This is a genomic window from Caulobacter sp. GW821-FHT09A05 (assembly GCF_059418465.1).
Window position 1 is genome coordinate 55440 of record NZ_JBWKPX010000024.1, and the last position, 21517, is coordinate 76956.

At 69.4% G+C, this 21517-nt stretch carries 28 protein-coding genes and 1 pseudogene; 14 read left to right on the top strand and 15 right to left on the bottom strand.

The features are described 5' to 3' along the window. Window positions 1-3: 3 nt before the first annotated feature. Genes AC07NX_RS19605 through AC07NX_RS19615 form a run of 3 tightly spaced genes read left to right on the top strand, consistent with a single transcriptional unit; the run spans window position 4 to window position 2952 of the window. Entirely contained in the window at window positions 4-1677 is a 1674-nt protein-coding gene (locus tag AC07NX_RS19605) for a nitrite/sulfite reductase (protein WP_494644063.1), read from the top strand. Continuing rightward, window positions 1661-2161 carry a DUF934 domain-containing protein gene (locus AC07NX_RS19610; protein WP_494644064.1) on the top strand — a complete coding sequence of 167 codons (501 nt, stop codon included), beginning with the start codon at window positions 1661-1663 and terminating at the stop codon, window positions 2159-2161. Before AC07NX_RS19605 ends, AC07NX_RS19610 begins: the two co-directional genes overlap by 17 nt. Then, the gene (locus AC07NX_RS19615; RefSeq protein ID WP_494644066.1) at window positions 2161-2952 is read left to right on the top strand and encodes a phosphoadenylyl-sulfate reductase; all 792 of its coding nucleotides are present in this window, start codon (window positions 2161-2163) and stop codon (window positions 2950-2952) included. The genes AC07NX_RS19610 and AC07NX_RS19615 overlap by 1 nt, the downstream gene beginning before the upstream one ends. A 137-nt stretch (window positions 2953-3089) precedes the next feature. On the opposite strand, the pseudogene AC07NX_RS19620 reads toward AC07NX_RS19615, so the two are convergent. Continuing rightward, a pseudogene (locus tag AC07NX_RS19620) lies at window positions 3090-3238 on the bottom strand (hypothetical protein); the annotation flags it as partial. Window positions 3239-3477: 239 nt separating this feature from the next. Here AC07NX_RS19620 and AC07NX_RS19625 point away from each other — a divergent pair. Together AC07NX_RS19625 and AC07NX_RS19630 are read left to right on the top strand one after the other, a co-directional pair. Next, window positions 3478-3855: a DUF8776 family protein gene (locus AC07NX_RS19625; RefSeq protein WP_035070706.1), complete on the top strand. Its 378-nt coding sequence runs from the start codon at window positions 3478-3480 to the stop codon at window positions 3853-3855. A gap of 34 nt (window positions 3856-3889) precedes the next feature. Continuing rightward, window positions 3890-4360 carry a response regulator transcription factor gene (locus AC07NX_RS19630; protein ID WP_494644068.1) on the top strand — a complete coding sequence of 157 codons (471 nt, stop codon included), beginning with the start codon at window positions 3890-3892 and terminating at the stop codon, window positions 4358-4360. Window positions 4361-4408: 48 nt separating this feature from the next. On the opposite strand, the gene AC07NX_RS19635 is transcribed toward AC07NX_RS19630, so the two are convergent. Further along, window positions 4409-4900, bottom strand: a complete 492-nt coding sequence (locus tag AC07NX_RS19635; protein WP_494644070.1) for a 3D domain-containing protein — start codon at window positions 4898-4900, stop codon at window positions 4409-4411. 358 nt (window positions 4901-5258) lie between these two features. Here AC07NX_RS19635 and AC07NX_RS19640 point away from each other — a divergent pair, with 358 nt between their 5' ends. Beyond that, the gene (locus AC07NX_RS19640) at window positions 5259-6290 is read left to right on the top strand and encodes a phospholipase C/P1 nuclease family protein (protein WP_494644071.1); all 1032 of its coding nucleotides are present in this window, start codon (window positions 5259-5261) and stop codon (window positions 6288-6290) included. Between the two features lie 4 nt (window positions 6291-6294). Continuing rightward, a complete protein-coding gene (locus AC07NX_RS19645; protein WP_494644073.1) occupies window positions 6295-6741 on the top strand; it encodes an NUDIX domain-containing protein in 447 nt (148 codons plus the stop codon). A 15-nt stretch (window positions 6742-6756) separates the two neighbouring features. Here AC07NX_RS19645 and AC07NX_RS19650 read toward each other — a convergent pair whose 3' ends face one another. Further along, the gene (locus tag AC07NX_RS19650; RefSeq protein ID WP_494644074.1) at window positions 6757-7089 is read right to left on the bottom strand and encodes a hypothetical protein; all 333 of its coding nucleotides are present in this window, start codon (window positions 7087-7089) and stop codon (window positions 6757-6759) included. A 140-nt stretch (window positions 7090-7229) separates the two neighbouring features. On the opposite strand from AC07NX_RS19650, the gene AC07NX_RS19655 reads away from it, so the two are divergent. Both AC07NX_RS19655 and AC07NX_RS19660 read left to right on the top strand, forming a co-directional pair. Then, complete coding sequence (locus AC07NX_RS19655; RefSeq protein ID WP_494644076.1) at window positions 7230-7577, top strand: GIY-YIG nuclease family protein; 348 nt, start codon at window positions 7230-7232, stop codon at window positions 7575-7577. Further along, a complete protein-coding gene (locus AC07NX_RS19660; protein WP_494644078.1) occupies window positions 7574-8125 on the top strand; it encodes a DUF2239 family protein in 552 nt (183 codons plus the stop codon). Before AC07NX_RS19655 ends, AC07NX_RS19660 begins: the two co-directional genes overlap by 4 nt. Window positions 8126-8160: 35 nt before the next feature. Here the strand turns inward: AC07NX_RS19660 and AC07NX_RS19665 are convergent, their stop codons facing one another. From AC07NX_RS19665 to AC07NX_RS19680, 4 genes are read right to left on the bottom strand one after another with little or no spacing between them, the layout of a single operon-like run. Then, on the bottom strand, window positions 8161-9213 hold the full coding sequence (locus AC07NX_RS19665; RefSeq protein ID WP_494644079.1) for a ThuA domain-containing protein: 1053 nt from the start codon (window positions 9211-9213) through the stop codon (window positions 8161-8163). 3 nt (window positions 9214-9216) lie between these two features. Next, the gene (locus AC07NX_RS19670) at window positions 9217-9612 is read right to left on the bottom strand and encodes a VOC family protein (RefSeq protein ID WP_494644081.1); all 396 of its coding nucleotides are present in this window, start codon (window positions 9610-9612) and stop codon (window positions 9217-9219) included. Between the two features lie 47 nt (window positions 9613-9659). After that, window positions 9660-10133, bottom strand: a complete 474-nt coding sequence (locus AC07NX_RS19675) for a DUF6644 family protein (protein ID WP_494644083.1) — start codon at window positions 10131-10133, stop codon at window positions 9660-9662. Next, window positions 10134-10490 carry a DUF6152 family protein gene (locus AC07NX_RS19680; protein ID WP_494644085.1) on the bottom strand — a complete coding sequence of 119 codons (357 nt, stop codon included), beginning with the start codon at window positions 10488-10490 and terminating at the stop codon, window positions 10134-10136. It abuts the gene before it with no gap. A gap of 127 nt (window positions 10491-10617) precedes the next feature. Between AC07NX_RS19680 and AC07NX_RS19685 the strand changes: the two genes are divergently transcribed. Continuing rightward, window positions 10618-11124: a PepSY-like domain-containing protein gene (locus AC07NX_RS19685; RefSeq protein WP_494644087.1), complete on the top strand. Its 507-nt coding sequence runs from the start codon at window positions 10618-10620 to the stop codon at window positions 11122-11124. 22 nt (window positions 11125-11146) lie between these two features. Here the strand turns inward: AC07NX_RS19685 and lysA are convergent, their stop codons facing one another. The 3 genes from lysA to argH form a co-directional block, all read right to left on the bottom strand. After that, on the bottom strand, window positions 11147-12412 hold the full coding sequence (gene lysA / locus AC07NX_RS19690) for a diaminopimelate decarboxylase (protein ID WP_494644088.1): 1266 nt from the start codon (window positions 12410-12412) through the stop codon (window positions 11147-11149). 140 nt (window positions 12413-12552) lie between these two features. Further along, a complete protein-coding gene (locus AC07NX_RS19695; RefSeq protein WP_494644090.1) occupies window positions 12553-12855 on the bottom strand; it encodes a hypothetical protein in 303 nt (100 codons plus the stop codon). Beyond that, window positions 12852-14270 (bottom strand): argininosuccinate lyase, encoded by a 1419-nt coding sequence (gene argH / locus AC07NX_RS19700; RefSeq protein WP_494644091.1) that lies wholly within the window; start codon window positions 14268-14270, stop codon window positions 12852-12854. Before argH ends, AC07NX_RS19695 begins: the two co-directional genes overlap by 4 nt. On the opposite strand from argH, the gene AC07NX_RS19705 reads away from it, so the two are divergent. The 3 genes from AC07NX_RS19705 to AC07NX_RS19715 all read left to right on the top strand — a co-directional run bounded on the left by AC07NX_RS19705 (window position 14271) and on the right by AC07NX_RS19715 (window position 16123). Next, on the top strand, window positions 14271-14900 hold the full coding sequence (locus AC07NX_RS19705) for a TlpA family protein disulfide reductase (RefSeq protein ID WP_494644093.1): 630 nt from the start codon (window positions 14271-14273) through the stop codon (window positions 14898-14900). Window positions 14901-15090: 190 nt separating this feature from the next. Then, a complete protein-coding gene (locus tag AC07NX_RS19710; RefSeq protein WP_007668086.1) occupies window positions 15091-15294 on the top strand; it encodes a cold-shock protein in 204 nt (67 codons plus the stop codon). A 79-nt stretch (window positions 15295-15373) separates the two neighbouring features. After that, the gene (locus AC07NX_RS19715; protein WP_494644095.1) at window positions 15374-16123 is read left to right on the top strand and encodes a GNAT family N-acetyltransferase; all 750 of its coding nucleotides are present in this window, start codon (window positions 15374-15376) and stop codon (window positions 16121-16123) included. 162 nt (window positions 16124-16285) lie between these two features. On the opposite strand, the gene prfH is transcribed toward AC07NX_RS19715, so the two are convergent. The 5 genes from prfH to AC07NX_RS19740 all read right to left on the bottom strand — a co-directional run bounded on the left by prfH (window position 16286) and on the right by AC07NX_RS19740 (window position 19751). Beyond that, the gene (gene prfH, locus AC07NX_RS19720; protein ID WP_494644096.1) at window positions 16286-16912 is read right to left on the bottom strand and encodes a peptide chain release factor H; all 627 of its coding nucleotides are present in this window, start codon (window positions 16910-16912) and stop codon (window positions 16286-16288) included. Next, window positions 16909-18021 carry an RNA ligase RtcB family protein gene (locus tag AC07NX_RS19725; RefSeq protein WP_494644098.1) on the bottom strand — a complete coding sequence of 371 codons (1113 nt, stop codon included), beginning with the start codon at window positions 18019-18021 and terminating at the stop codon, window positions 16909-16911. Before AC07NX_RS19725 ends, prfH begins: the two co-directional genes overlap by 4 nt. Further along, the gene (locus tag AC07NX_RS19730) at window positions 18018-18506 is read right to left on the bottom strand and encodes a hypothetical protein (RefSeq protein WP_494644099.1); all 489 of its coding nucleotides are present in this window, start codon (window positions 18504-18506) and stop codon (window positions 18018-18020) included. The genes AC07NX_RS19725 and AC07NX_RS19730 overlap by 4 nt, the downstream gene beginning before the upstream one ends. Beyond that, window positions 18496-18636 (bottom strand): hypothetical protein, encoded by a 141-nt coding sequence (locus AC07NX_RS19735; RefSeq protein ID WP_494644101.1) that lies wholly within the window; start codon window positions 18634-18636, stop codon window positions 18496-18498. The genes AC07NX_RS19730 and AC07NX_RS19735 overlap by 11 nt, the downstream gene beginning before the upstream one ends. 281 nt (window positions 18637-18917) lie before the next feature. Continuing rightward, complete coding sequence (locus tag AC07NX_RS19740; RefSeq protein ID WP_494644103.1) at window positions 18918-19751, bottom strand: flagellin; 834 nt, start codon at window positions 19749-19751, stop codon at window positions 18918-18920. Between the two features lie 218 nt (window positions 19752-19969). On the opposite strand from AC07NX_RS19740, the gene AC07NX_RS19745 reads away from it, so the two are divergent. After that, window positions 19970-21346 carry an MATE family efflux transporter gene (locus tag AC07NX_RS19745; protein ID WP_494644105.1) on the top strand — a complete coding sequence of 459 codons (1377 nt, stop codon included), beginning with the start codon at window positions 19970-19972 and terminating at the stop codon, window positions 21344-21346. The last annotated feature ends 171 nt before the right edge of the window (window positions 21347-21517 follow it).

The window sequence follows — 21517 nt, forward strand, 5'->3', positions numbered from 1 at the left end:
CTCATGTACCTGTACGATCCCATCGACCGCGAATTCCTGACCGACCGCTCCAACGAGTTCCGGCACCAGGTGGCCCGCCGCCTGGCCGGCGAGCTGACCGAGGACCAGTTCAAGCCGCTGCGGCTGATGAACGGCCTTTATCTGCAGCTGCACGCCTACATGCTGCGGATCGCCATTCCGTACGGCTCGCTGAACGCCCGCCAGGCCCGCCGCCTGGCCTGGATCGCCCGCACCTACGACAAGGGCTACGGCCACTTCACCACCCGCCAGAACATCCAGTTCAACTGGATCAAGCTGAAGGACGCGCCCGACATCCTGGATGCCCTGGCCGAGGTGGACCTGCACGCCATCCAGACCAGCGGCAACTGCATCCGCAACGTCACCGCCGACCCCTATGCCGGCGCCACGGCCGAAGAGATCGACGATCCGCGCGTGTGGTCCGAGGTCCTGCGTCAGTGGTCGACCCTGCACCCCGAGTTCAGCTTCCTGCCGCGCAAGTTCAAGATCGCCATCACCGGCGCCCTGACCGACCGCGCGGCGGTCAAGGTGCACGACATCGGGCTCATCTTGCGCAAGGGGCGTGCCAAAAATGGGGAAGAGGGCCAAATCGGCTTCGAGGTGATCGTCGGCGGCGGCCAGGGGCGCACGCCCTATGTCGGCCCGACCATCCGCTCGTACCTGCCGGCCGAGCATCTGCTGAGCTATGTCGAGGCGATCCTGCGCGTCTACAACCGCCATGGCCGCCGCGACAACATCTACAAGGCCCGGATCAAGATCCTGGTCGCGGCCTTGGGCGCCGAAGAGTTCGCCCGCCAGGTCGAGGAGGAGTGGGGCAAGATCGATCATGCCCGCGCCAACCTGCCGGCCAGCGAGCTGGCCCGGGTCCGCGCCGCCTTCGCCCAGACCAGGTTCGAGACCCTGCCGGCCGTGTCGGACGCCTTCGAGGCCGCCCGCGCCGCCAGCCCGGCCCTGCAGCGCTTCGTGCGCAACAACGTCAAGCCGCACAAGCAAAGCGGCTACGCCATCGTCGAGGTGTCGCTGAAGGCCATCGGCCAGACGCCGGGCGACGCCACGGCCGAGCAGCTGGAGGTCGTCGCCGACCTGGCCGAGCGCTACAGCTTGGACGACCTGCGCGTGACCCACGCCCAGAACCTGGTCCTGCCGCATGTCAGGCTGGACGACCTGCCGGCCGTCCACACGGCGCTGGAGGCCGCGGGCCTGGCCACCGCCAACATCGACCTGGCCAGCGACATCATCGCCTGCCCGGGCCTGGACTACTGCGCCCTGGCCAACGCCCGCGCCATCCCGATCGCCCAGGACATCGCCCGCAAGTTCGCCGATCCCGATCGCGCCGAGAAGGTGGGCGAGCTGAAGATCAAGATCAGCGGCTGCATCAACGCCTGCGGCCACCACCACGTGGCCCATATCGGCATCCTGGGCGTCGACAAGAAGGGCGAGGAATTCTACCAGCTCTCGCTCGGCGGATCGGGGGCGGAGGACGCCAGCATCGGCCGGATCCTGGGTCCAGGCCTGTCGGCCGACAAGGTCGCCCCGGCCATCGACGCCCTGGTCGACCGCTATCTGGACATCCGCGCCGGCGACGAGCGCTTCCTCGACACCTATCGCCGCGTTGGCCTCGAGCCCTTCAAGGAGGCGGTCTATGCCCAAGCTGATTAAGCTCGTCGGCGACACGGCGCAGTGGGCCGAGGATGTCTTCGTCCATGTCGGCGACGACGACGCCCTGCCCGAGGGCGACGTGATCCTGTCCCTGGCCCGCTTCCAGGCCGAGGGCGAGATCCTGCTGTCCAACAGCCGCCGCGTCGGCGTGCGGATCGAGCCGGACCAGGAGGTCGAGGCCCTGGCCTACGACCTGCCGCGCCTGTCGGTGGTGGCCCTGGCCTTCCCGAAGTACCGCGACGGTCGCGCCTATACGTCCGCCCGCCTGCTGCGCGAGCGCCTGGGCTTCACCGGCGAGGTCCGGGCGGTCGGCGACGTGCTGCAGGAACAGGCCGGCTTCATGGTCCGCTGCGGTTTCGACGCCTTCGAGCCCAATGACGGCGCCACTCCGGAGGTCTGGACCAAGGCCGCCCACCGCTATCGCCATGTCTACCAGCGCGCCGCCGACGATCGTCCGGTGGCGTTCGAGGAAAGGGCCGTCTGATGGCCTACGACCAGACCGCGACCGAGGTGAAGCCGACCGCCGCTCCGCAGCCCCTCGTCCCGAAGACGGACGCCGCCGACCTGGCGGCGCGGCTGGACGCCGAGCTGCGCGACGCCCATCCGCTGACCATCCTGCGCAAGGCCTACGAGACGTTCGGCGACAGGCTGGCCCTGGTCAGCTCGTTCGGGGCGGAATCGGCGGTGCTGCTGCACCTGGCCAGCCAGGTGTCGACGGCCATTCCCGTGCTGTTCCTCGACACCGGCATGCTGTTCGGCCAGACGCTGGACTATCGCAAGTCGCTGGCCGCCAGGCTGGGCCTGACCGACGTGCGCGACCTGCGCCCGGCCTATACCGACCTGGCGGTCACCGACCCCAAGTCCGACCTGTGGCGCACCGACACCGACGCCTGCTGCCATATCCGCAAGGTGCTGCCGCTGGACCGCGCCCTGGGCGAGTTCGCCGCCTGGACCACCGGTCGCAAGCGCTTCCACGGCGGCGACCGCCTGCGGCTGCGCGTGGTCGAGGAGGCCGACGGCAAGATCAAGTTCAACCCCTTGGCCAACTGGGGCAAGGCCGAGCTGGACGCCTATGTCGCCGAGCACGACCTGCCGGCCCATCCGCTGGTCAGCCAAGGCTTTCCGTCAGTGGGCTGCTGGCCCTGCACCAAGCCGGTGGACGACCCCAACGCCGACGTCCGCGCCGGCCGCTGGGCGGGCCAGGACAAGACCGAGTGCGGCATCCACGTCGCCCGGGCCCCCGGCGCGGCGCCGAACGTGGGCGACGGGATCTAAGGTCAAGCGCTTTAATTCCGACCGCTTCCCAAACAGCTCGTCGTCCCGGGCCTTGCGCCACGGCTGTCCGGTTCGATGGCCTAGTGGGATCGCGTTGAAATTGTTTGGACTCTGATGCGGCGCCGGCCGGCGCCCCGGAGGCGTCCTCGTCCTTCGACAGGCTCAGGATGAGGACGAATTCAACGACGGTTCAGTAGAAATCCTCATCCTGAGCCTGTCGAAGGACGATGATTTCTTCCGCTGCCGTCGCAGGCCGACAAGCTTGAGTCTTCCCAACCGGGCGCAAGGTCCGGGATGACGACAAAAAGGGGGACGAGTCGAACTCAACGACTATTGGTATAGACTTCGTCAGCCTCTTCACGCGAGCGCGCTAGCTCCCGGCGGCCTTCGCCAAGCCCGGCTTCCCCGCGCTCTGACCGCGCGGTTTCGACGCAGGGGAGCGGGCCGGACACCTCTCCAGGGTTAAATCGCCGTTAGGTCTCGCCTCGTAGCTTCGGCCTGGGTTCGGGAGAGAAGACTTTGTCGATGGTCGCGGTTGAGCTTCGGTCGGATGTCGCGGCGACGTTCGACGTCCTGTCGTGGGAACTGGAGCTGGCTGGCGCCCGCTGCATCTTCCTCGACACGCTGATCGGCAAGCTGCTGGGGACCGTCGCGCCCGAGCATCGCGAGCAGCTGATCGAGGGCATCCAGGCCGTGGACCTGCTCAGCCAGCACCTGACCGGCCTGTCGACCTTCGCGCGAAGCCTCAGCCAGACCGTCGCCGCGCCCGAGCAGATCGAGGTCGGCGCCGCGCTGCAAAGCATCACCCTGGGCGCCCTGGCCGACCGGATGACGTCGTCGTTCGGCGGCGACGAGGCCGGCATCAACGACGGCGACGACGCTGGCGACCTGGACCTTTTCTGATGACGGCTCACCGATACAAACCGTGGGGGCGCCCATGAACATGGTCCAACCTGGCACGCGGATCCTGGTCGCCGACAGCGACCGGGCCGTCCTGGAGATGCTGCAGATCCGCCTGGACCTGGCCGGCTATCATGCGCTGGCGGCCCGCAGCGGCCCGGCCGCGCTGGAAATAGCCCACAACATGCGCCCGGCGCTTATGGTGCTGGACCTGGCGATCACCGAAATGAGCGCCTTCGAGGTGATGGCGGCGCTGCAACGCGACCCCGCGCGCCCGTGCGGCCAGATTCTCCTGGTCGGCAAGCGCCTGGGCGTCGACGAGGTCAAGCGCGGCGCCGCCCTGGGGGTTCGGGCCTGCATGCTCAAGCCGTTCAGCGGCGCAGATCTGGTCGAGCGCGTGGGCAAGATGTTGAAGCCGGCTTCGCCCGCGCCGTCGCCGGGCGTCGGGTTCGCGCCGCGGCCCGCTCCCGTGGGCAGGCCCTCGTCCTCCAGCGACGTCTTTATCTAGACGGCGGGAATCCAGAAGCCCGGACGCCTCGCCTCCGGGCGAAGGCGCCTATTCCGGCGGGCAGCCCTTGAACTCGCCGACCTTGGTCACCGAGAGCGTCGCCAGGTTGAGGGGCATCAGGGGCTTCATGGAGGCCCGGCCCTCGCCGCTGAACAGGTCCAGCTTGTTGCCCTTGATCGCCCCGCCGATGTCGGAGGCGTACCAGTAGCCGTCGTGCTTTTCGCCGTTGGGCATCGGCAGGCCGACGGTTTCCTTGATGAACACCACGGTGCGGCGCGGGATCACGGTCTTGTCGACCGCCAGGGTGCGCATGGCCACCACCTTGCAGCCCAGGCTGTCCAGGGCGCGGATGCCCTTTGCGCCGGCGTGGTAGAGCGTGGCCTTCATCTTGTATTCGACCGATCCCGGCATGGTGCCCGTCAGGGCGCCGGTGATCAGGTCACCCAGCGGATCGGGCTTGGAGTCCGAGTCGGCGGCCAGGGCGGGGAGGGCGATGGACATGGCCGCGACGGCCAGAAATCCCGCAAACGTGCGTCGCATCGAGGGGGGCCTCTTATCGGCGTAGAGTGTCGGTCGACGGCCTGATTACTAAGATCACAGCCGCGTGACAACCCACCAGGAGGCGACCCGATGCCGCGCCGCACCCTTAGCGGCGGCGCTCGGCGCCATCGTTCGAACGCACTTTTGGTTCCCTGATGGTCGATAACCGGGAACTGGCAAGGGATTGCATGCTGACGCTTGGAGGGCGCGAACGCCCACCCTGGCGGTCGGCGTCGCCGTGGCATAAACCGGAGTCGTCCACGGCTTTTCGGCGGTGCACGCGTCTTGGGCCGGTCTGCGGGGCGGGCTGAGTCGCGGCGATCGCCCGGCCGCGAAGCCGTCAATTCTTGGAGCGCGCATGAAGCCGTCCGTCCGCCTTTTCGCCAGCGTCGCGATGATCGCCGCCGTCGCCGCGCCCGCCAGCTCGGCCTTCGCCTGGGGCGCCTGGGGCCACCGCATGGTCGGCGTCGTCGCCGCCGAGAGCCTTCCCAGCGACCTGCCGGCTTTCCTGCGCACGCCCGAGGCGGTGGCCGCGATCGGCGAATACGCCCGCGAGCCGGACCGCTGGAAGGGCTCGGGCAAGGTCCACGACACCGACCGCGACGCCGCCCACTTCCTCGATATCGACGACGAGGGAAGGATGTACGGCGGGCCGAAGTTCACGGTGGAGACCCTGCCGCCCACCCGCGCCGACTACGAAAAGGCCCTGGCCGCCGTCGGCCACGACAGCTGGAACGCCGGCTACCTGCCGTATTCGATCATCGACGGCTACCAGCAGCTGGTGAAGGACTTCACCTACTGGCGCATCCTGCAGGCGGTCTCCAAGACCGAGACGGACCCGACCAAGAGGGCCTACTACGTCGCCGACCTGAAGCGGCGCGAGGACCTGCTGGTCCGCGACCTGGGCGTCTGGGCCCACTATGTCGGCGACGCCAGCCAGCCGCTGCATCTGAGCGTCCACTACAACGGCTGGGGCGACTATCCCAATCCGAACGGCTACACCCAGAGCCGGGCCACCCACGGCAATTTCGAGGGGCCGCTGGTCAAGGCGGTGGCGCTCGACGCCGACGTCAAGGCGCTGGTGCCGGCCTACAAGGACTGCGGTTGCACGATCGAGGCGCGGACGGTGGGCTATCTCTCCACGACGGTCAGCTTCGTCGAGCCGCTGTACAGGCTGGAGAAGGAGGGCGGGCTGGTGGCCACCGACCCGCGCGCCAAGGCCTTCATCGATGAGCGCCTGGCGGCCGGGGCGACCCAGCTGCGCGACATGGTCGTCGACGCCTGGAAGGCCAGCGCCACGGGCAAGATCGGCTATCGTCCCGAGATCACGGTCGACGACGTGATCAGCGGCAAGGCCGATCCGTGGAACGACCTGTACGGCAAGGACTGATCCCGTGCAGGCGTTCGACGCGCCCGAGCCGGGCCTGGAGTACAAGCACCGCTGGGCCGCCTTCGGCATCGCCGAAGGGCCTGACGGGACGATCGCCCTGGTCGAGGTCCGCAAGCCGGGCCGGCCGCCGTATTTCGACCTGCCGGGCGGGGCGGTCGACGGCGACGAGGACGAGCATGCCGCCATCGTGCGCGAGTTCGGCGAGGAGACCGGCCTGGTCGTCGAGGTGGAGCGCCGGGTGATCGAGGTCAGCCAGCCGTTCCTGAAGTCCAACGGCCAGCCGGTGTGCAACAACGGCGGCATCTATGTCGTCCGCGTTACCGGCCAGCGGCCCGAGCTGAAGGTCGAGGACGATCACACCCTGGTCTGGCTGGATCCGCGCGACGCGGTCGTGGCGCTCCGGCACGACGCCCACGCCTGGGCCGTGGCGGCCTGGCTGCGGCGGGGATAGCGACCCCGATCCCGCTTACTTCACCAGCGCCTTGGCCTTTTCCGGCGCGACCTGGTCGAAGATCATCCGCAGGTGCTGGTCCTTGGCGTGGTCGTTATGCAGGTCCCAGGCCAGGGAGACGGGCAGGCGCAGGCGTCGGCCGTCGGCCAGCCTGGCCACCAGCACGCGCCAGGAAAAGCCGTCGCCAGGGTCGCCCAGCGGGTCCTTGAACTCCAGCGGCGCGGGATCGCGCAGGCGGAACAGGCGATCCGCATGGGCCGTGAACCAGGCCAGGTCGGCCGCGGCGACGGGGTCGGCGTGGGGCTGGGCGGGCGTCGCCACCAGCTTTCCCGTCAGATTATTGGCCATCTCGCGCCTCCTGCGTTCACCCGCGGTCTCTAACGCCTTTGGCGAGGCCTTGCCATCGGCGGATTGCGCGCGCGGGCATGGGTCGAGAAATATATCCGGGTAATATTGACTCCACAAAATACCCGGGTAAAAAGCCGATCATGGATAGGACGAACACCCGACGCACCCTGGTGCGCGACTACAAGGACCGCGCCGTCCAGGCGGGGATCTACGCCGTCCGCTGCGCGGCGACCGGCGAGGTCTGGATCGGCGGCACGCCCGACCTGTCGACCCGCCAGAACGGCGTGTGGTTCGCCTTGCGGAACGGCGGCCACACCAGCCCGACCCTGCAGCAGGCCTGGAACGCCCACGGCGAGGCGGCCTTCGGCTTCGAGGTACTGGAAATTCTCGACGACGAGGGGCTGGAGCGGCTGGGCCGGGCCTCGCTGCTGGTCGAGCGCCGGGAACACTGGCGCGCGACCCTGCACGCCGAGGGGCTGCGGCGATGAGCGGCTATGTGGTGTTCGAGGGCGAGCGGCGGCTCGCCGCCGGCCCCAAGCTGGACGTGGCGGTGGCCGCCCAGGCCCGCCTGGCCCAGGCTCCGGAAGCCTCGCTGCTGATCTTCGACCCCGAGGGACGCCAGGTGGATTTCGACCTGCGCGGCGGACCCTGGGACATCGCGCTTCGGCTGGGGGAGGGCGACGCCGCCCCGCGCGGCCGCGGGCGGCCCAGGCTGGGCGTCACCGCCCGCGAGGTGACCCTGCTGCCGCGCCACTGGGAATGGCTGGCCGCCCAGCCGGGCGGAGCGTCGGTCGCCTTGCGCAAGCTGGTCGAGGCCGCGCGTCGCGAGAGCGAGGGACCCGACCGCCGCCGCGCCGCCCGAGACGCCGCCTACCGCTTCGCCTCGGTCATGGCCGGCGACCGCCCCGGCTTCGAGGCCATGAGCCGGGCGCTGTTCGCCGGCGACGCGGCCGGGTTCGCGGCCAGGATCGCCGACTGGCCGGCGGACATCCGCGACCACCTGGGGACCCTGGCCGCCGAGGCGTTCGAGACCTGAAGCACGTTCCCGATCGAGGGAACTTCCGACCAGGGCTATTTCACGCCGCCCCGCGCCAGCACGTCCGCCAGCACCGCCTTGTAGGCCGCGTCGAACGGGGCGCGGTCGCTGTCGGGCTTGGCGGGATAGACCGTCCGCAGGTCGGCGATGCGCTGGGCGGTGGCGGCCTGCCACTTCGGGTCCATCTTCAACAGCCGGCCGATGATCGCCTTGTCGTCGCGCCCGGCGGCCGGCTCGTAGGCCAGCAGCGCCTTCACCTGCCGCAGGAACTGGCGCAGGGTGTCGGGCGTGGCCCCGCCGTCGGTGCGCCGGCCCGTCCACTTCACCGCCTCGACGATCTGCTTGCGGAAACGCGGGTCGTCCCAGGTCGAGGGCGTGTGGCCCAGGTTGGTGAAGAACAGCCGGCCCTGGCCGATCTGGCGGGCCCAGGCGACCGGCACGGCGTAGGGCCGCTTCAGCGGCGTGCCGGCGAAGTCCAGGGTCTGCAGGACGCGCACCTTGGCCGGGTCGAAGTCGCTGTGCTGGTAGATCTCCTCGGCGTAGTCGAAGCTGACTGGCCACATGCCGACCAGGGCCAGGTCGGGGTCCAGGGTCTCGACGCGGATCGGCGTGCCCTGGGTCCAGGGATGGCCGGCGAACTTGCCGTTGATGAAGCGGGTATAGGTCTCGCCGGGGCCGTCATAGGGCCAGCCGGTGTCGGTGGCGCTGTGGACGCCGACGAAGCCCAGTCTGCCGGCCTTTACACGCGTCTGGACGGCCGCCCAGGCCTCCGGCGACAGCGGCAGGGCGCCGGTGGTGTAGAACACCAGCACGTCGACGGTCGCCAGCCGCTCCGGCGTGATCTCGCGGGCGTCCTGTGTGACCTCTGCGGTGAAGGCGCCGCTCTCCTGGCCGATGGCCTTCATCGCGATCTCGGAGGGGGCCAGGCCGCCGCCGTCGGGCCGGGCCACGGGGGCGTGCTTCCAGCCGACCGACTGGTCCAGATAGAGCACCCGCAGCGGAGCGGGCTTGGCCAGGACGGGACCGGCGGTCACGGCCACGAGCGCGACGAACAGGGGCGCGAGGAAGCGGCGCAGGTGAGAAAGCATGGATCAGGCCTTGGTCTTGGGCTGCAGCAGGTCCCAGCGGTTGCCGTAGAGATCTTCGAACACGACCACGCTGCCATAGGCCTCGTGGCGGGGCTCTTCCAGGAACCTGACCCCGGCGGCGCTCAGCCGGGCGTGGTCGGCCTCGAAGGCGTCGGTGTGTAGGAACAGCCAGACACGGCCGCCGCCCTGGCCGCCGACCAGGACCTGCTGCTGGTCGTCGCTGGCCTTGGCCAGCAGGAAGCGCGTGCCGGCCGCGCCGGGCGCGACGACGACCCAGCGCTTGCCGCCGCCCAGTTCGCTGTCCTCGACCAGGGAAAACCCCATCTTGCCGACATAGAAGGCCAGGGCCTCATCGTAGTCGCGGACGAGCAGGGACAGGAGGGCGAGGTGCTGGGCCATGGAGACTCACTCGGTGACGCCCCTGCTTAGCACGAGCGCGCCCGGCGCTAAGCGTAGGCGATCCAGCGGCCCAGGCCGGCGACGGTCAGCCAGAGGGCCAGTGACCCGATCGCCATCAGCCGTCCGCCCAGCGGCGGATCGACGTCCCAGCGCGCCAGGCGCCGCCGCCACAGCAGGCGATAGGCGAGGGCGTTGGCCAGGGCCAGCGTGATCAGGGCCAGTTTCCAGCGGAACACCGTCGAGACCGCCAGGCTGGCGGCGTCGGCCGCGAACATGACGAAGCCGGCGGGGACCAGCAGGACCAGGCCCAGGACCGCCAGCGGGACGAGGTAGCGCCACAGGGTTTCGACCGGCAACCGGCGCAGCGCGCCCGCCAGCCGCAGGTCCAGCACCCCGATCCCGCCGATCAGCATCACCAGGCCCAGCAGGTGAACGAGGTTGGCGATCGGATAGGCCAGGTTCGAGCCCCGCGCCCAGACCCCGAGCGGCGAAGCCTGCAGGGCGGCGGCGAGCGCCTCCACCTAGCGCAGCTCGACCGTCTTGCCGTCGACCGTGACCCGTTCGATGCGCATCTCGGTCGCGCCGTCCTTGCGTGGATAGCCCACCAGCTTGACCGGTTTGCCGCCGGTGATCATCGCCTCGGTCAGGCCGCGGGCCTCCATGCGGGCGACCGGCGCCAGGATGACGGCCCAGGTCTTGCCGGCATGCTTGATCTTGGCCTCGCCGTGCGGGTTGCGCCAGGCGACGTCAGTCAGGGGCCCGGTGACGGTCAGGACCTTTTCGGCGTCGTAGGAACTCCAGCCGTGGTGGGCGAGAGCGGCTCCGGGGATCAGGACGGCCAGGGCGACCGCGCCGGCCAGACTCTTGTGCAGCGTCATAGATGGCTCCTTCGTCGGCCCGCCCCGCCGCGATTTGAAGTCAAAGTCCGCGCGCGTTCAATCGTTCACCGTGCTTCGGGTTTGTGATACCGGTGTCACTCTGGAGAACCGCCCCAGGAGATCCGACATGCCGATGCGTTCGACGCCGTTCCAGACCCTGGCCCTCGCCGCCGTCGCCGGCGTCGCCGTGGCCGGGGCGCCCGAGACCAAGGTCACGCCGGTGGCGCCCGCCGACCTGCCGCCGGCCGTGGTCGCCGCGGTCACAGCCGCCGCGCCCGGCCTGAGGATCAGCGAGGCCGAACTCAAGGAGCGCGAGGACCGCCGCTACTACGACGTGGAGGGCGTGCTGCCTGACGGCGCCGAGATCGAGTTCGACCTGCTGGAGAAGAACGGCGCCTGGACGATCGTCGAGACCCAGCGTGACATCGCCTGGACCGCCGCGCCGCAGCCGGTGCGCGACGCCGCCGTCAAGGCCGCGCCCAAGGTCGCGCCCGTCCGGGTGATCGAGAGCACCCAGAACGACGGCGTGGTGATCTACGAGCTGTTCGCCGAAGGCCAGCCCAAGACGCCGGCCCTGGAGGTCAGCTGGAAGGGCGGAAAGGCCAAGGTGCTGACCGAGGCCTGGCCGCACTAGGGAGGATCGCGGTCCGCCGGCCCTAGACCCAATCCGGCGTCACGTCCCGGCTCAGCATCTCCTCGTACGACGGCCGCGCCCGGATCACGGCGAACCGGTCGCCGTCGACCAGCACCTCCGGCACCAGCGGCCGGGTGTTGTACTCGCTGGCCATGGCCGCGCCATAGGCCCCGGCCGACATGAAGGCCACCAGCTCGCCCGCCGCCAGCGGCGGCAAGGCGCGCTCACGTGTAAACGTGTCGCCGGTCTCGCAGATCGGGCCGACCACGTCGTAGGTCGTCTCGCCGGTTCGCGGGATCACCGGCCGGATGTCGTGGAAGGCGTCGTACATGGCCGGGCGGATCAGGTCGTTCATCGCCGCGTCGATGACCAGGAAGCGCTTGCCCTCCGGCCGTTCGTGGACGTGGATCACCTCGCTGACCAGCACCCCGGCGTTGGCCGCGATCACCCGGCCGGGCTCGAACGCCAGCTTCACCGGCAGGTCCTGGACCGCCTCGGCGACCATGACCGCGAACTCGGCCGGCGAGGGCGGTTCGGGCATGTCGAAATAGGGCACGCCCAGGCCGCCGCCCAGGTCCAGGCGCTCGACGTGCAGGCCCTCGCCCAGCAGTTGCTCGACCAGGCCCCGCATCTTGCCGAAGGCGGCCCGCATGGGCGTCAGGTCGGTGATCTGGCTGCCGATGTGGCAGGCCACGCCGATCGGCTCGAGATGGGCGTGGTTGCTGGCGTTGGCGTAGAGGCGCGCGGCCTCGGCGAACGACACCCCGAACTTGTTCTCGGACTTGCCGGTGGCGATCTTGGCGTGGCCGCCGGCCGCGACGTCCGGATTGACCCGGAACGCCACCTTGGCCCTCAGGCCCAGACCCGCCGCGACTTCGGCGATCAGGTTCAGCTCGGGCTCGGACTCGACATTGATCTCGGCGACGCCGGCCTTGAGTGCGAAGGCGATCTCGCCGCGCTTCTTGCCCACGCCCGAGAACACGATCCGCTCGCCGGGGATGCCGGCGGCCAGGGCCCGGCGGACCTCGCCCTCCGACACCGTGTCGGCCCCGGCGCCCAGGTCGCCCAGCACCTTCAGCACCGCGACGTTGGAATTGGCCTTCACCGCGTAGGCGACCAGCGGGTCGACGATCCCGGCGGCGACCAGGGCGTCGCGGAACACCGTGAAGTGCCGCTCCAGGGTGGCGCGGGAATAGACATAGACCGGCGTGCCGACCTCGGCCGCGATGCGCGCCAGCGGGACGCCTTCGCAGGCCAGGCCCTCGGGGCCGTATTCGAAATGGTTCACGTCGGGTCTTCCTGGACGCGTCGGCGTCGGCGGCTCCGCCCTCGTCCTTCGACAGGCTCAGGATGAGGGCTATGCAGGGGCGTTTCGATTGAAATCCTCATCCTGAGCCTGTCGAAGGACGAGGATTTCACGTCGTGGCGTCAGTTGCCCTGGGCGCTGGGGAAGCCCGCGCCCGAGGGGCCGCCGAACGGGTCGGGCGTGCCGCCCAGCGGCGCGGCGCGGGTCGTGCGGTTGCTCGAGGCCGGGTCGATATTCTCCTGCGTGCCGTTGGCGCGGGCGGGCTGGTTGGCGGTGGCCGAGCCCTTGCGCCGCTCGGCCTCGTAGGCGGCCTTCTTCTGAGCGTTCCACAGCGGGGCGGGGCGCTCCAGCTCGGCCTGCTTGCCGCAGGCGGCCGCCGACAGGGCCAGGGCGGCGACGACGAAGACGGTGAGGGGACGGATCATCCGAGCAGTTCCTTCCAACGCGCGATCTGGGCGCGAACCTGGGCGGGAGCGGTCCCGCCATAACTCATCCGGCTGGCCGCCGAGGCGGCCGGGGTCAGCACGGCGTAGACCGCGTCGGTGATCAGCGGCTCGATGGCCTGGAACTCCGCCAGCGACAGGTCGGCCAGGTCGAGACCGCGCGTCTCCGCCGCCTTGACGGCCGAGCCTGTCACGTGGTGGGCGTCGCGGAAAGGCATGTTCAGTTCGCGGACCAGCCAGTCGGCCAGGTCGGTGGCCGTCGAGAAGCCCGCGCCGGCGGCGGCGGCCATCTTCTCGGTGTTCGGCGTCAGGTCCGACACCATGCCGGCCATGGCCAGCAAGGACAGCTCCAGGGCGTCGAAGGCCTCGAAGGTGGGGACCTTGTCCTCCTGCATGTCCTTGGAATAGGCCAGGGGCAGGCCCTTCATGACCACCGTCAGGGTGGTCAGCGAGCCCAGGATCCGGCCGACCTTGGCGCGGATCAGCTCGGCCGCGTCGGGGTTCTTCTTCTGCGGCATGATCGAGCTGCCGGTCGTGAAGGCGTCGGTCAGCTTGATGAAGCCGAACATCGGCGTCGTCCACAGCACGATCTCCTCGGCCAGGCGCGACAGGTGCGTGGCGGTGATCGAGGCGGCCGACAGGGCCTCCAGGGCGAAGTCGCGGGCCGAGACGCTGTCCAGCGAATTGGCGGTCGGGCGGTCGAAGCCCAGCGCGGCGGCGGTCTGGTGGCGGTCGATCGGGAAGGGCGAGCCGGCCAGGGCCGCCGCGCCCAGCGGGCACTCGTTCATCCGGGCCCGGGCGTCGCGGAACCGCGAGGCGTCGCGGCCGAACATCTCGACATAGGCCATCAGGTGGTGGCCGAAGGTCACCGGCTGAGCCGGCTGCAGGTGGGTGAAGCCCGGCATCAGGGCGTCGGCATGGGCGTCGGCCTGGGCCACCAGCGCCCGCTGCAGGGCCTCCAGCTGGCCCGCCGACCGCTCGCAGGCCTCGCGCACCCACAGGCGGAAGTCGACGGCCACCTGGTCGTTGCGCGAGCGGGCGGTGTGCAGCCGGCCGGCCGTCGGGCCGATCAGTTCGCGCAGCCGCGCCTCGATGTTCATGTGGATGTCTTCGTACTCGTCGCGGAACGGGAAGGCCCCGGCCGTGATCTCGCCCTCGACGGCGTCCAGGCCCTTGAGGATTTCCTCGCCGTCTTCCCTTGCAATCACGCCTTGGCTGATCAACATCCGCGCATGGGCGCGGGAGCCCGCCAGGTCCTGCGCCCACAGGCGCTTGTCGAAGCCGATGCTAACATTGATCGCCTGCATCAGCTCCGCCGGCTTGGCCGAGAACCTGCCGCCCCACATGGCTTGGCCCTGGCCGTTCGCGGCGGGCTTATCAGAGGCGTTGTCGGTCATATGAGCGAATTCCAGTCGGACAGGGAAGAAGCCGCGCGCAAGCTCGGCCCGCTGAGGTGGGTGATCGGCGCCGTTCTGCTGATCGGCGTCGCGGCGGTTCTATACGTCATCGCTCAGGCTTCGTTCAAACCCGCAGGCGTTCTCGACCTCAAGGAATTCAAGAAAGCGTCCTTAGAGAAGCTGGACGTACCGGCCCAGCCGCGCGCCGCGCCGGCCACGGTGTTCACCGACGGGGCCGGAAAGCCCCTGACCCTGGCCGATTTCAAGGGCCAGGTGGTGGTGATGAACCTCTGGGCCACCTGGTGCGCGCCCTGCAAGAAGGAGATGCCCACCCTCGGCAAGCTGCAGGCCGCCTACGCCACCCAGCCGCTGAAGGTGCTGCCGATCAGCGTCGACAAGGACGTCGACCTCAACCTGGTCCAGGCCGAGATGGCCGCCAACCCGCCGCTGCAGGTTTATCGCGACAAGAACTACAAGATGTCGTTCGACCTGGAGCCCCGCGCCGCCGGCTATCCGACCACGGTCATCTACGACAAGCAGGGGCGCGAGCGGGCCCGGATGTCGGGCGAGGCCGACTGGTCCAGCCCCGAAGCCCGGGGCCTGGTCGAGGCCCTTCTCCGCGAGCATTGACGCCCGGGGCTGAAGAGCAGCGAGGCGCGCCCTTAAGGATATCGCTGTTTTTTGAATTGACCCCTCAACGGCCGCGTGTCCACTCTGGCGTGCAATCCTGGATTTGGGCTGCCAACGCTACCCGGACGACTGAGATTGTTACCCGCCCGCTTGTCCGGGCATTGGATCGGCCATCTCTAGGAGACACTCCATGGCGACCGGCGTAGTGAAATGGTTCAACGGCACCAAGGGCTTCGGTTTCATCCAGCCCGATGACGGCGGCAAGGACGTGTTCGTCCACATCAGCGCCGTCGAACGCGCGGGCCTGCGCAGCCTGGACGAAGGCCAGAAGGTCAGCTTCGACACCGCCGAGGAGCGCGGCAAGATCGCGGCGGCCAACCTGAAGCCGCTCTAGGCGGCGAACTTTCGTTCGATAGGCCAGTTTCGCGGGCGCCGGTTCAACGAACCGGCGCCCGCCTGCTATGGAAGGCCCGATGACCGTCGATTCCCGCCTGCTCGAAATCGTCGCCGATCGCGCCTGGCCGGCGCGCCAGAGCGGGGCGCTGGGCGGCTGGCGGCTGAACGCCTCGGACGGCTGGTCGCTGCGGATCAACGCCTGCTGGCCCCTGGGCGAGCCGGACCGGCCGATCGACGAGGCCATCGCCGCGGCCGAGGCCTTCTACGCCGCGCGCGGCCTGCCCGCCCGCTTCAAGCTGTCGGACGGGGCGGTGGTCCCGGCCAACCTGTCCGAGCACCTGCGGGCCCGCGGCTACAGGCCCACCCACGGCACGGTGGTGATGGTGGGGGAGACCTCGGGGATGATCGCGGGCGCGGCGGACGCGGCCGTGACCCTGTCCGGCGCGCCCGACCCGGCCTTCGAGGCGGTGCTGACCGCCAGCGCCGCCGGCAACGCCGCCGACGCCCGCGAGCGCCTGGACGCCCTGGGCCGCATCCCCGCGCCCGCCCGCTTCGCGCGGCTCGAGATCGACGGCGAGGTCGCGGCCCTGGGGGCGGGGGCGGTCGACGGCGAATGGGCGGGGATCTTCGGCATGCGCACCCTGCCGGATCACCGCCGCAAGGGCCTGGCCCGGCGGGTCCTGGCGGCCCTGCTGCACGAGACCCGGGCCCTGGGCGCCCGCCGCGCCTATCTGCAGGTCGAAACCGACAACGCCCCGGCCATCGGCCTCTACAGCGGCCTGGGGTTCGTGCCGGCCTATGGCTACCGGTACTGGGTGGTGGAGTAGGGCGCGGAACGCGGCCGGGGCCGCCGACAAGGCCGGCCGTCGGGGCTGACAGCGGACATGCTCGTCGTCTGTTCGGGGGGGCGGCCGAAGGCGTCGGGCCCAGGATCGGAGGCGGCTCGGTTGGAAGGGGGCGGGCGGGAATTCCGCCCGCCCCGTTTGGGTTCAGGTCGCGGATTTCGGCGTGAAGCGGACCCCCATGTACGTTCTGACAGGATTGCCGCGCTCAAGTTGCTGGTGAAGGCTCCATTGCGATCGGCGGGCCTTGCCGCGTGACGCGCCCCGCTGTTCTTCGAACATCATGGCTAGTTTCAACCGCGCCAACTTGCGGTTGGCGTGCTGCGAGCGCTGTTCCTGCGCGGTGGCGACCAGACCGGTGGGGCGGTGGGTAGCGCGAACGGCGCTATCGGTCTTATTCACATGCTGACCGCCCGGACCGCTGGCGCGCAGGGTCTGGTAGTCGATGTCTTCAGCCTTCAAATCCGGGACGAGGTCCGGCTCCGGCGCAAGGGCGACGCCGATGAACCAGTTTCTGCGATTGTGGCCAGGCCGAAACGGACTGTCGCCGACCCACAGGACCGTGCCGATCCGCCCGGCGACGAAGGCCGGCGCCTGGTCGCCGCTGACACGCATCAGCAGCGATGACGGGGTATCCTCAAAGCCTTTCAGGACCTCGCAGACGACGCCATAGGCCTCGGCTTCGCGGACGTAGGCGGCCGCCACTTGAGCGACGACCCACCGACATTCCTGCGGTCCCTGCCCGGACGTTAGGTGCAAGATGACCTCGCTCATGACGCCGCCCTTGTCTTGTAGCTGAGCAAGGGGCGCAGCCGCGCGATGACGCGCACCAGGCCGGCGTGCTCAAGGTCCGCCACGACCCGCTGGATGTCCTTGTAGGCCTGGGGCGCTTCCTCATAGATCAATCGACGATCCTCGCAGACGACATGGCTGCCGAGCGCCGTCCGTTGAAGATCGGCGATGCGGAAACGCGCGGACAGCCTAGCGTGCGCGTCCGAGCGGCTCCACTTGCGGCCAGCGCCGTGGGCGAGCGAGCTAAGGGCCTGGTCAGCGCCGTCGGCGATGGGTTCGACCAAGTAGCTGAAATCGCCTCGCGATCCTGGGATGGCGACCAGCCCGCGATCGGCCGGGGCTGCGCCCTTGCGGTGCAGCCATCCGCCAAGGTGGGGCGTCACGCAGTTGTGGCAGATGTCGAGCACAGGTCGTCCCTCGGCGCCGATGGCGTCGCAGAAGCGTTGCGCGATGATCCGCCGGTTCAGCACGGCCCAGGCCTGAGCCTGATCATGCTCGGCCAGATAGGCTTGCCCCGCAGGGCTGGCCGCGAGCATCCCGGCGCTGACAGGCTCTGTCTTGTGCGCCTGAAGAACAGCTTGGCCCAATCCCCTCGATCCGCTGTGAACCATCATCCAAACACGATCCACCTGCAGGCCCAGTGTCTCGAAACGCTCGCCGTTGACGACCTCTTCGACCCGCTGGAATTCCACGAAGTGGTTGCCGCCGCCGATCGTGCCCAGCGCCGGGCCGGCCAAGTTCGGCGGTAGACCGAAACCCGCCACGGCGGCCAGGGTGTCGCCCGACCAAGCCTCGTCGAGACCGTGAAGCTTGCGCTCCACGGCCCCCAGCTTGAACTTACGCACGGGGCTGCTCAGTTCCCACAGCCCTATGCCGCAACCGATATCGCCGCCCACAAGATGCGGCCAGATCCGATCGGGCGACCAGAACGCGGCGCCCACCGCGATCCCAGCGCCGACATGCAGATCGGGAAGGCCGACGACGCGCTCGATCCCCTCATAGCGAGCCGACGCCTCAAGCTGGTCGACGGCAGCCGGATCCAGGCGGGAGGGGTCCGCCGAGATCAGCGTGATTTTAGGAGACAGGCTCACAGCGCACCGCCTTTCCCGCCGCAATTGGCTGCGGGCAGGCATTGGGCGAGACCCTTGATGTCCTTGAGGATCCCGTCACGCGGATCGACGAAGAACGCCCGGCGGCGACGCCATCGGTCCTCGCGCCCGAGCACCTCCCCCTCGTGCATCCACTCGCCGCGCCGACCGACCGAGATGCGCGTCAGGACGTAGTCCTCGATGTGCTCGCGCACATGCATCTTGATCGTGCTGCCGGTGTCGAGAGTGGCGCAGATCTCGCTGAACACGCTGTCCCACGGCCGCCCTCTCCGGCTTCGCAAAAATCGCACAAGTGGTGCGAGGTTTTCGTTGAGCGACTTTGAATAGGGCGCCGCGATGCACGCGTGACGCTTCAGACCAATGTATTGGATATGCGGATCGGGGGTCCTTTTCAGTTTCGGTGATGGCGCATGCGCAGCGCCCCACCGCGGTCGCTCGACGATGACTTTGAACATGTCAGCGCGCATGACGTCCCTCCCGAGAAACGGAAGCCGACGGCGTCTGGCTGAACAGCGGATATTTGATGAAACGGCGAGGTGTTTTCACCCCACCGAAAGGGGTCAGGCGAGTGACATCGCCCGACAGCGAATTGCCCATGCAATCTGTTCCTGAAGAGTCTGGATTATGAGGAGATTTTCTTGACGGGCTGAAGTCGCTCGCATGATGTTCTCCTTTCCAGTCTCAGAAACAGGCCGGGCTTGGCTGTGATGCTCACTATGGCATCTTAAGGTCAAATTCAAGAGGCCGGTTTCCGTCGAGGTGAGCTTCCGTCTAGGGGGCGCGTCTCCTATAGGTCGAAGTTCGCCGGGAACGCCGTGCCGGAACCGCCGTCCAGAACGCCCTCGGGAATGAAGCGGGCCGCCGGTCCGCCCGACGGGTCAGCCGCCGAACAGTTTCAGCAGGTAGCTGGGCGCGGAATTGGCGATGCTCAGCGACTTGATGGCCAGTTGCTGCTTGATCTGCAGGGCCTGCAGCCTGGTGGCTTCCTTGGCCATGTCGGCGTCGACCAGCCGGCCGACCGAGGCGTCCAGGGTGTCCTGCAGCTTGTCGATGAAGCCCAGGTGGGTCTCGAGGGCGTAGGACCGGGTGCCAAGGCTGGACAGGGCCGAGGTCACGTTCTCGATCGCCCCGCTCATCGCCTTGATCTCGGCGGCGCTGACCGGCGCGCCCAGCAGGTCGGCGCGCATCCCCGACAGGGCCGCGCCGGTGGTCGACAGGTCCACGTGGTCGACGTCGATGGTGTCGCTGGCGTCGGCGTTGGCCAGGGCCCGCACCTGGCCCGTCGAGCCCGACGAGATCAGATTGATCCCGTTGAAGTCGGCATTGCCCACGGTGCGGTCGATCTGGCGCTTCAGCGACAGATAGTCGTCGTTCAGGGCCTTGCGGCTGGCGGTGTCGAGGCTGGTGTCCGAGGCCGCCAGCATCTTCGCCTTCATCTGGGTCAGGAGATCGGTCACCGTCTCGCCGGCCGCCAGGGCGACGTCGGTGATCGATTGGCCGCGCTGCAGCGAGGCGCGCACGGCGTCCAGGGCGTGGGACTCGGCGCGCTGGTTCTGGGCGATGGCCCAGACGGCGGGATTGTCCTTGGGGCTGGAGATCGCCAGGCCGGTCGAGATGCGGCGCAGGGTGTCGGCCAGGTCGCGGTTTATCGCGTTCAACGATTGCAGGGCGATCATCGCCCCGACATTGGTGTTGATGCTGTTGAACGCCATCGACGCCCCGGTTCCAGGTTCGGCCGCCAAGCCGAAGGCGCGTTTTGCGCCCGGCGGTCACCTTAGGCGGGGCTGGCTTAGGCGTTCGTTAGCGGTCGAGGTTAAGGGCGTCCGGCGCCGCCAGCCGCCGCCGATGTTGCAAGGCTCGGCGCGGGAAGCGGGGTTGCCCAAAGCGTGAGCATCGGTCACCTTCCCGGCCTCTTTGAAAGGCCCTGAAGATGTCGCGTTCCGCGGCCGCGCCGGCTCCCCGCCCTGGGAAGCCGAACGGCGTCATTGTCTCCGACCTGATCGAACTGCTGCGGCTGGCCGGGCCCGTGGTGCTGTCGCGCCTGGGCATCATGGTCATGGGCCTGACCGACGCCATCGTCGTCGGCCACTTCTCGGCCCGGCAACTGGGCTTCCACGCCATGGCCTGGGCCCCGACCTCGATCTTCGTGACCGTGACCGTCGGCCTGCTGGTCGGGACCCAGGTGATGGGCTCGCGCGCCATGGGGGCGGGGCGGCCGCACGAGGCCGGGGCCGTGCTGCGCCGGGGCGTGGTCTACGCCTTCTGGCTGGGCGTGGCGGGTTCGGTGCTGCTGGTCCTGGCCGGGCCGCCGCTGCTGCGCCACGTGGGCATCGAGACCGCCCTGGCCCAGGGCGCGGCCGCGCCGCTGATCGTCTTCTCCCTGTCGCTGACGCCCTACGCGGTCAGCGTGGCCCTGAGCTTCTGGCTGGAGGGACTGGGACGGCCCGGCCTGGTCACGGTCAACATGTGGGTCGCCAACCTGGTGAACCTGGCCGTCAACCTGCTGCTGGTGCCGGGGACCTTCGGCCTGCCGGCCCTGGGGGCGGTCGGCGCGGCCTGGTCGACCTTCGTGGCCCGCACGGTCTTCACCCTGATGCTGGCGGTGGTGATCGTGCGCCTGAAGGACGCCCGGGCCATGGGCGTGTTCGACAAGCCCGCCCGCGACCCCGCCGCCGAGAAGGAGCAGCGCCGGGTCGGCTACGGGGCGGGGACCTCGAACCTGTTCGAGGTCTCGGCCTTCGCCGGCATGAGCCTGGTGGCCGGCTGGCTGGGCGGGCTGAACGTGGCGGCCTGGGCGGTGGTGCTGAACGTGGCGGCGGTGATCTTCATGGTCCCGCTGGGCCTGTCGACCGCCACGGCCGTGCAGGTGGGACGGGCCTATGGCGCGCGGGATTCCAGGGGCATGAGCCGGGCGGGCTGGATCGCCTTCGCCGTCACCGCCGTCTTCGCCCTGCTGGTGGCGGTGCTGCTCTATCCGCTGCGCCACCTGGTGGGCGGGGCCTATACCAGCGACCCGGCCGCCCTGGCCCTGATCGCCCCGGCCCTGGCCCTGACCTGCCTGTTCCTGGCTCCCGACGCCGTGCAGGTGGTCTGCGCCCAGGCCCTGCGGGCGCGCGGCGAGGTCTGGATTCCCGCTGTCACCCACATGATCAGCTACGCCCTGATCATGGGACCCCTGGCCTGGTGGCTGGCCCTGCCGATGAAGCTGGGCGTCAACGGCATCGTGGTGTCGGTGATCGTCACCAGCTTCGTGGCGGCGGCGTTCCTGCTGGGGCGGTACCGGATGCTGGATGTGAGGGAGCGGTGAGCTCCACCTTCTCCCCTTGCGGGAGAAGGTGGCCTCGCGAAGCGAGGTCGGATGAGGGGTTGATAGGCGGATCAGCCGCGGGCGGCGGACAGGGCGGCGCGACCCCTTGTGTGTCCGGGATCTGTCAGAGTTGTGGTCGCCACGGGCCGGGGCATGGCCCGGCCCGTGGCG

Coding starts and splice junctions, on each gene's coding strand:
- AC07NX_RS19605 (WP_494644063.1), top strand. CDS start 4: ATGTACCTGTACGATCCCATCGACCGCGAATTCCTGACCGACCGCTCC.
- AC07NX_RS19610 (WP_494644064.1), top strand. CDS start 1,661: ATGCCCAAGCTGATTAAGCTCGTCGGCGACACGGCGCAGTGGGCCGAG.
- AC07NX_RS19615 (WP_494644066.1), top strand. CDS start 2,161: ATGGCCTACGACCAGACCGCGACCGAGGTGAAGCCGACCGCCGCTCCG.
- AC07NX_RS19625 (WP_035070706.1), top strand. CDS start 3,478: ATGGTCGCGGTTGAGCTTCGGTCGGATGTCGCGGCGACGTTCGACGTC.
- AC07NX_RS19630 (WP_494644068.1), top strand. CDS start 3,890: ATGAACATGGTCCAACCTGGCACGCGGATCCTGGTCGCCGACAGCGAC.
- AC07NX_RS19635 (WP_494644070.1), bottom strand. CDS start 4,900: ATGCGACGCACGTTTGCGGGATTTCTGGCCGTCGCGGCCATGTCCATC.
- AC07NX_RS19640 (WP_494644071.1), top strand. CDS start 5,259: ATGAAGCCGTCCGTCCGCCTTTTCGCCAGCGTCGCGATGATCGCCGCC.
- AC07NX_RS19650 (WP_494644074.1), bottom strand. CDS start 7,089: ATGGCCAATAATCTGACGGGAAAGCTGGTGGCGACGCCCGCCCAGCCC.
- AC07NX_RS19655 (WP_494644076.1), top strand. CDS start 7,230: ATGGATAGGACGAACACCCGACGCACCCTGGTGCGCGACTACAAGGAC.
- AC07NX_RS19660 (WP_494644078.1), top strand. CDS start 7,574: ATGAGCGGCTATGTGGTGTTCGAGGGCGAGCGGCGGCTCGCCGCCGGC.
- AC07NX_RS19665 (WP_494644079.1), bottom strand. CDS start 9,213: ATGCTTTCTCACCTGCGCCGCTTCCTCGCGCCCCTGTTCGTCGCGCTC.
- AC07NX_RS19670 (WP_494644081.1), bottom strand. CDS start 9,612: ATGGCCCAGCACCTCGCCCTCCTGTCCCTGCTCGTCCGCGACTACGAT.
- AC07NX_RS19680 (WP_494644085.1), bottom strand. CDS start 10,490: ATGACGCTGCACAAGAGTCTGGCCGGCGCGGTCGCCCTGGCCGTCCTG.
- AC07NX_RS19685 (WP_494644087.1), top strand. CDS start 10,618: ATGCCGATGCGTTCGACGCCGTTCCAGACCCTGGCCCTCGCCGCCGTC.
- AC07NX_RS19695 (WP_494644090.1), bottom strand. CDS start 12,855: ATGATCCGTCCCCTCACCGTCTTCGTCGTCGCCGCCCTGGCCCTGTCG.
- argH (WP_494644091.1), bottom strand. CDS start 14,270: ATGACCGACAACGCCTCTGATAAGCCCGCCGCGAACGGCCAGGGCCAA.
- AC07NX_RS19705 (WP_494644093.1), top strand. CDS start 14,271: ATGAGCGAATTCCAGTCGGACAGGGAAGAAGCCGCGCGCAAGCTCGGC.
- AC07NX_RS19710 (WP_007668086.1), top strand. CDS start 15,091: ATGGCGACCGGCGTAGTGAAATGGTTCAACGGCACCAAGGGCTTCGGT.
- AC07NX_RS19715 (WP_494644095.1), top strand. CDS start 15,374: ATGACCGTCGATTCCCGCCTGCTCGAAATCGTCGCCGATCGCGCCTGG.
- prfH (WP_494644096.1), bottom strand. CDS start 16,912: ATGAGCGAGGTCATCTTGCACCTAACGTCCGGGCAGGGACCGCAGGAA.
- AC07NX_RS19730 (WP_494644099.1), bottom strand. CDS start 18,506: ATGCGCGCTGACATGTTCAAAGTCATCGTCGAGCGACCGCGGTGGGGC.
- AC07NX_RS19735 (WP_494644101.1), bottom strand. CDS start 18,636: ATGGGCAATTCGCTGTCGGGCGATGTCACTCGCCTGACCCCTTTCGGT.
- AC07NX_RS19740 (WP_494644103.1), bottom strand. CDS start 19,751: ATGGCGTTCAACAGCATCAACACCAATGTCGGGGCGATGATCGCCCTG.
- AC07NX_RS19745 (WP_494644105.1), top strand. CDS start 19,970: ATGTCGCGTTCCGCGGCCGCGCCGGCTCCCCGCCCTGGGAAGCCGAAC.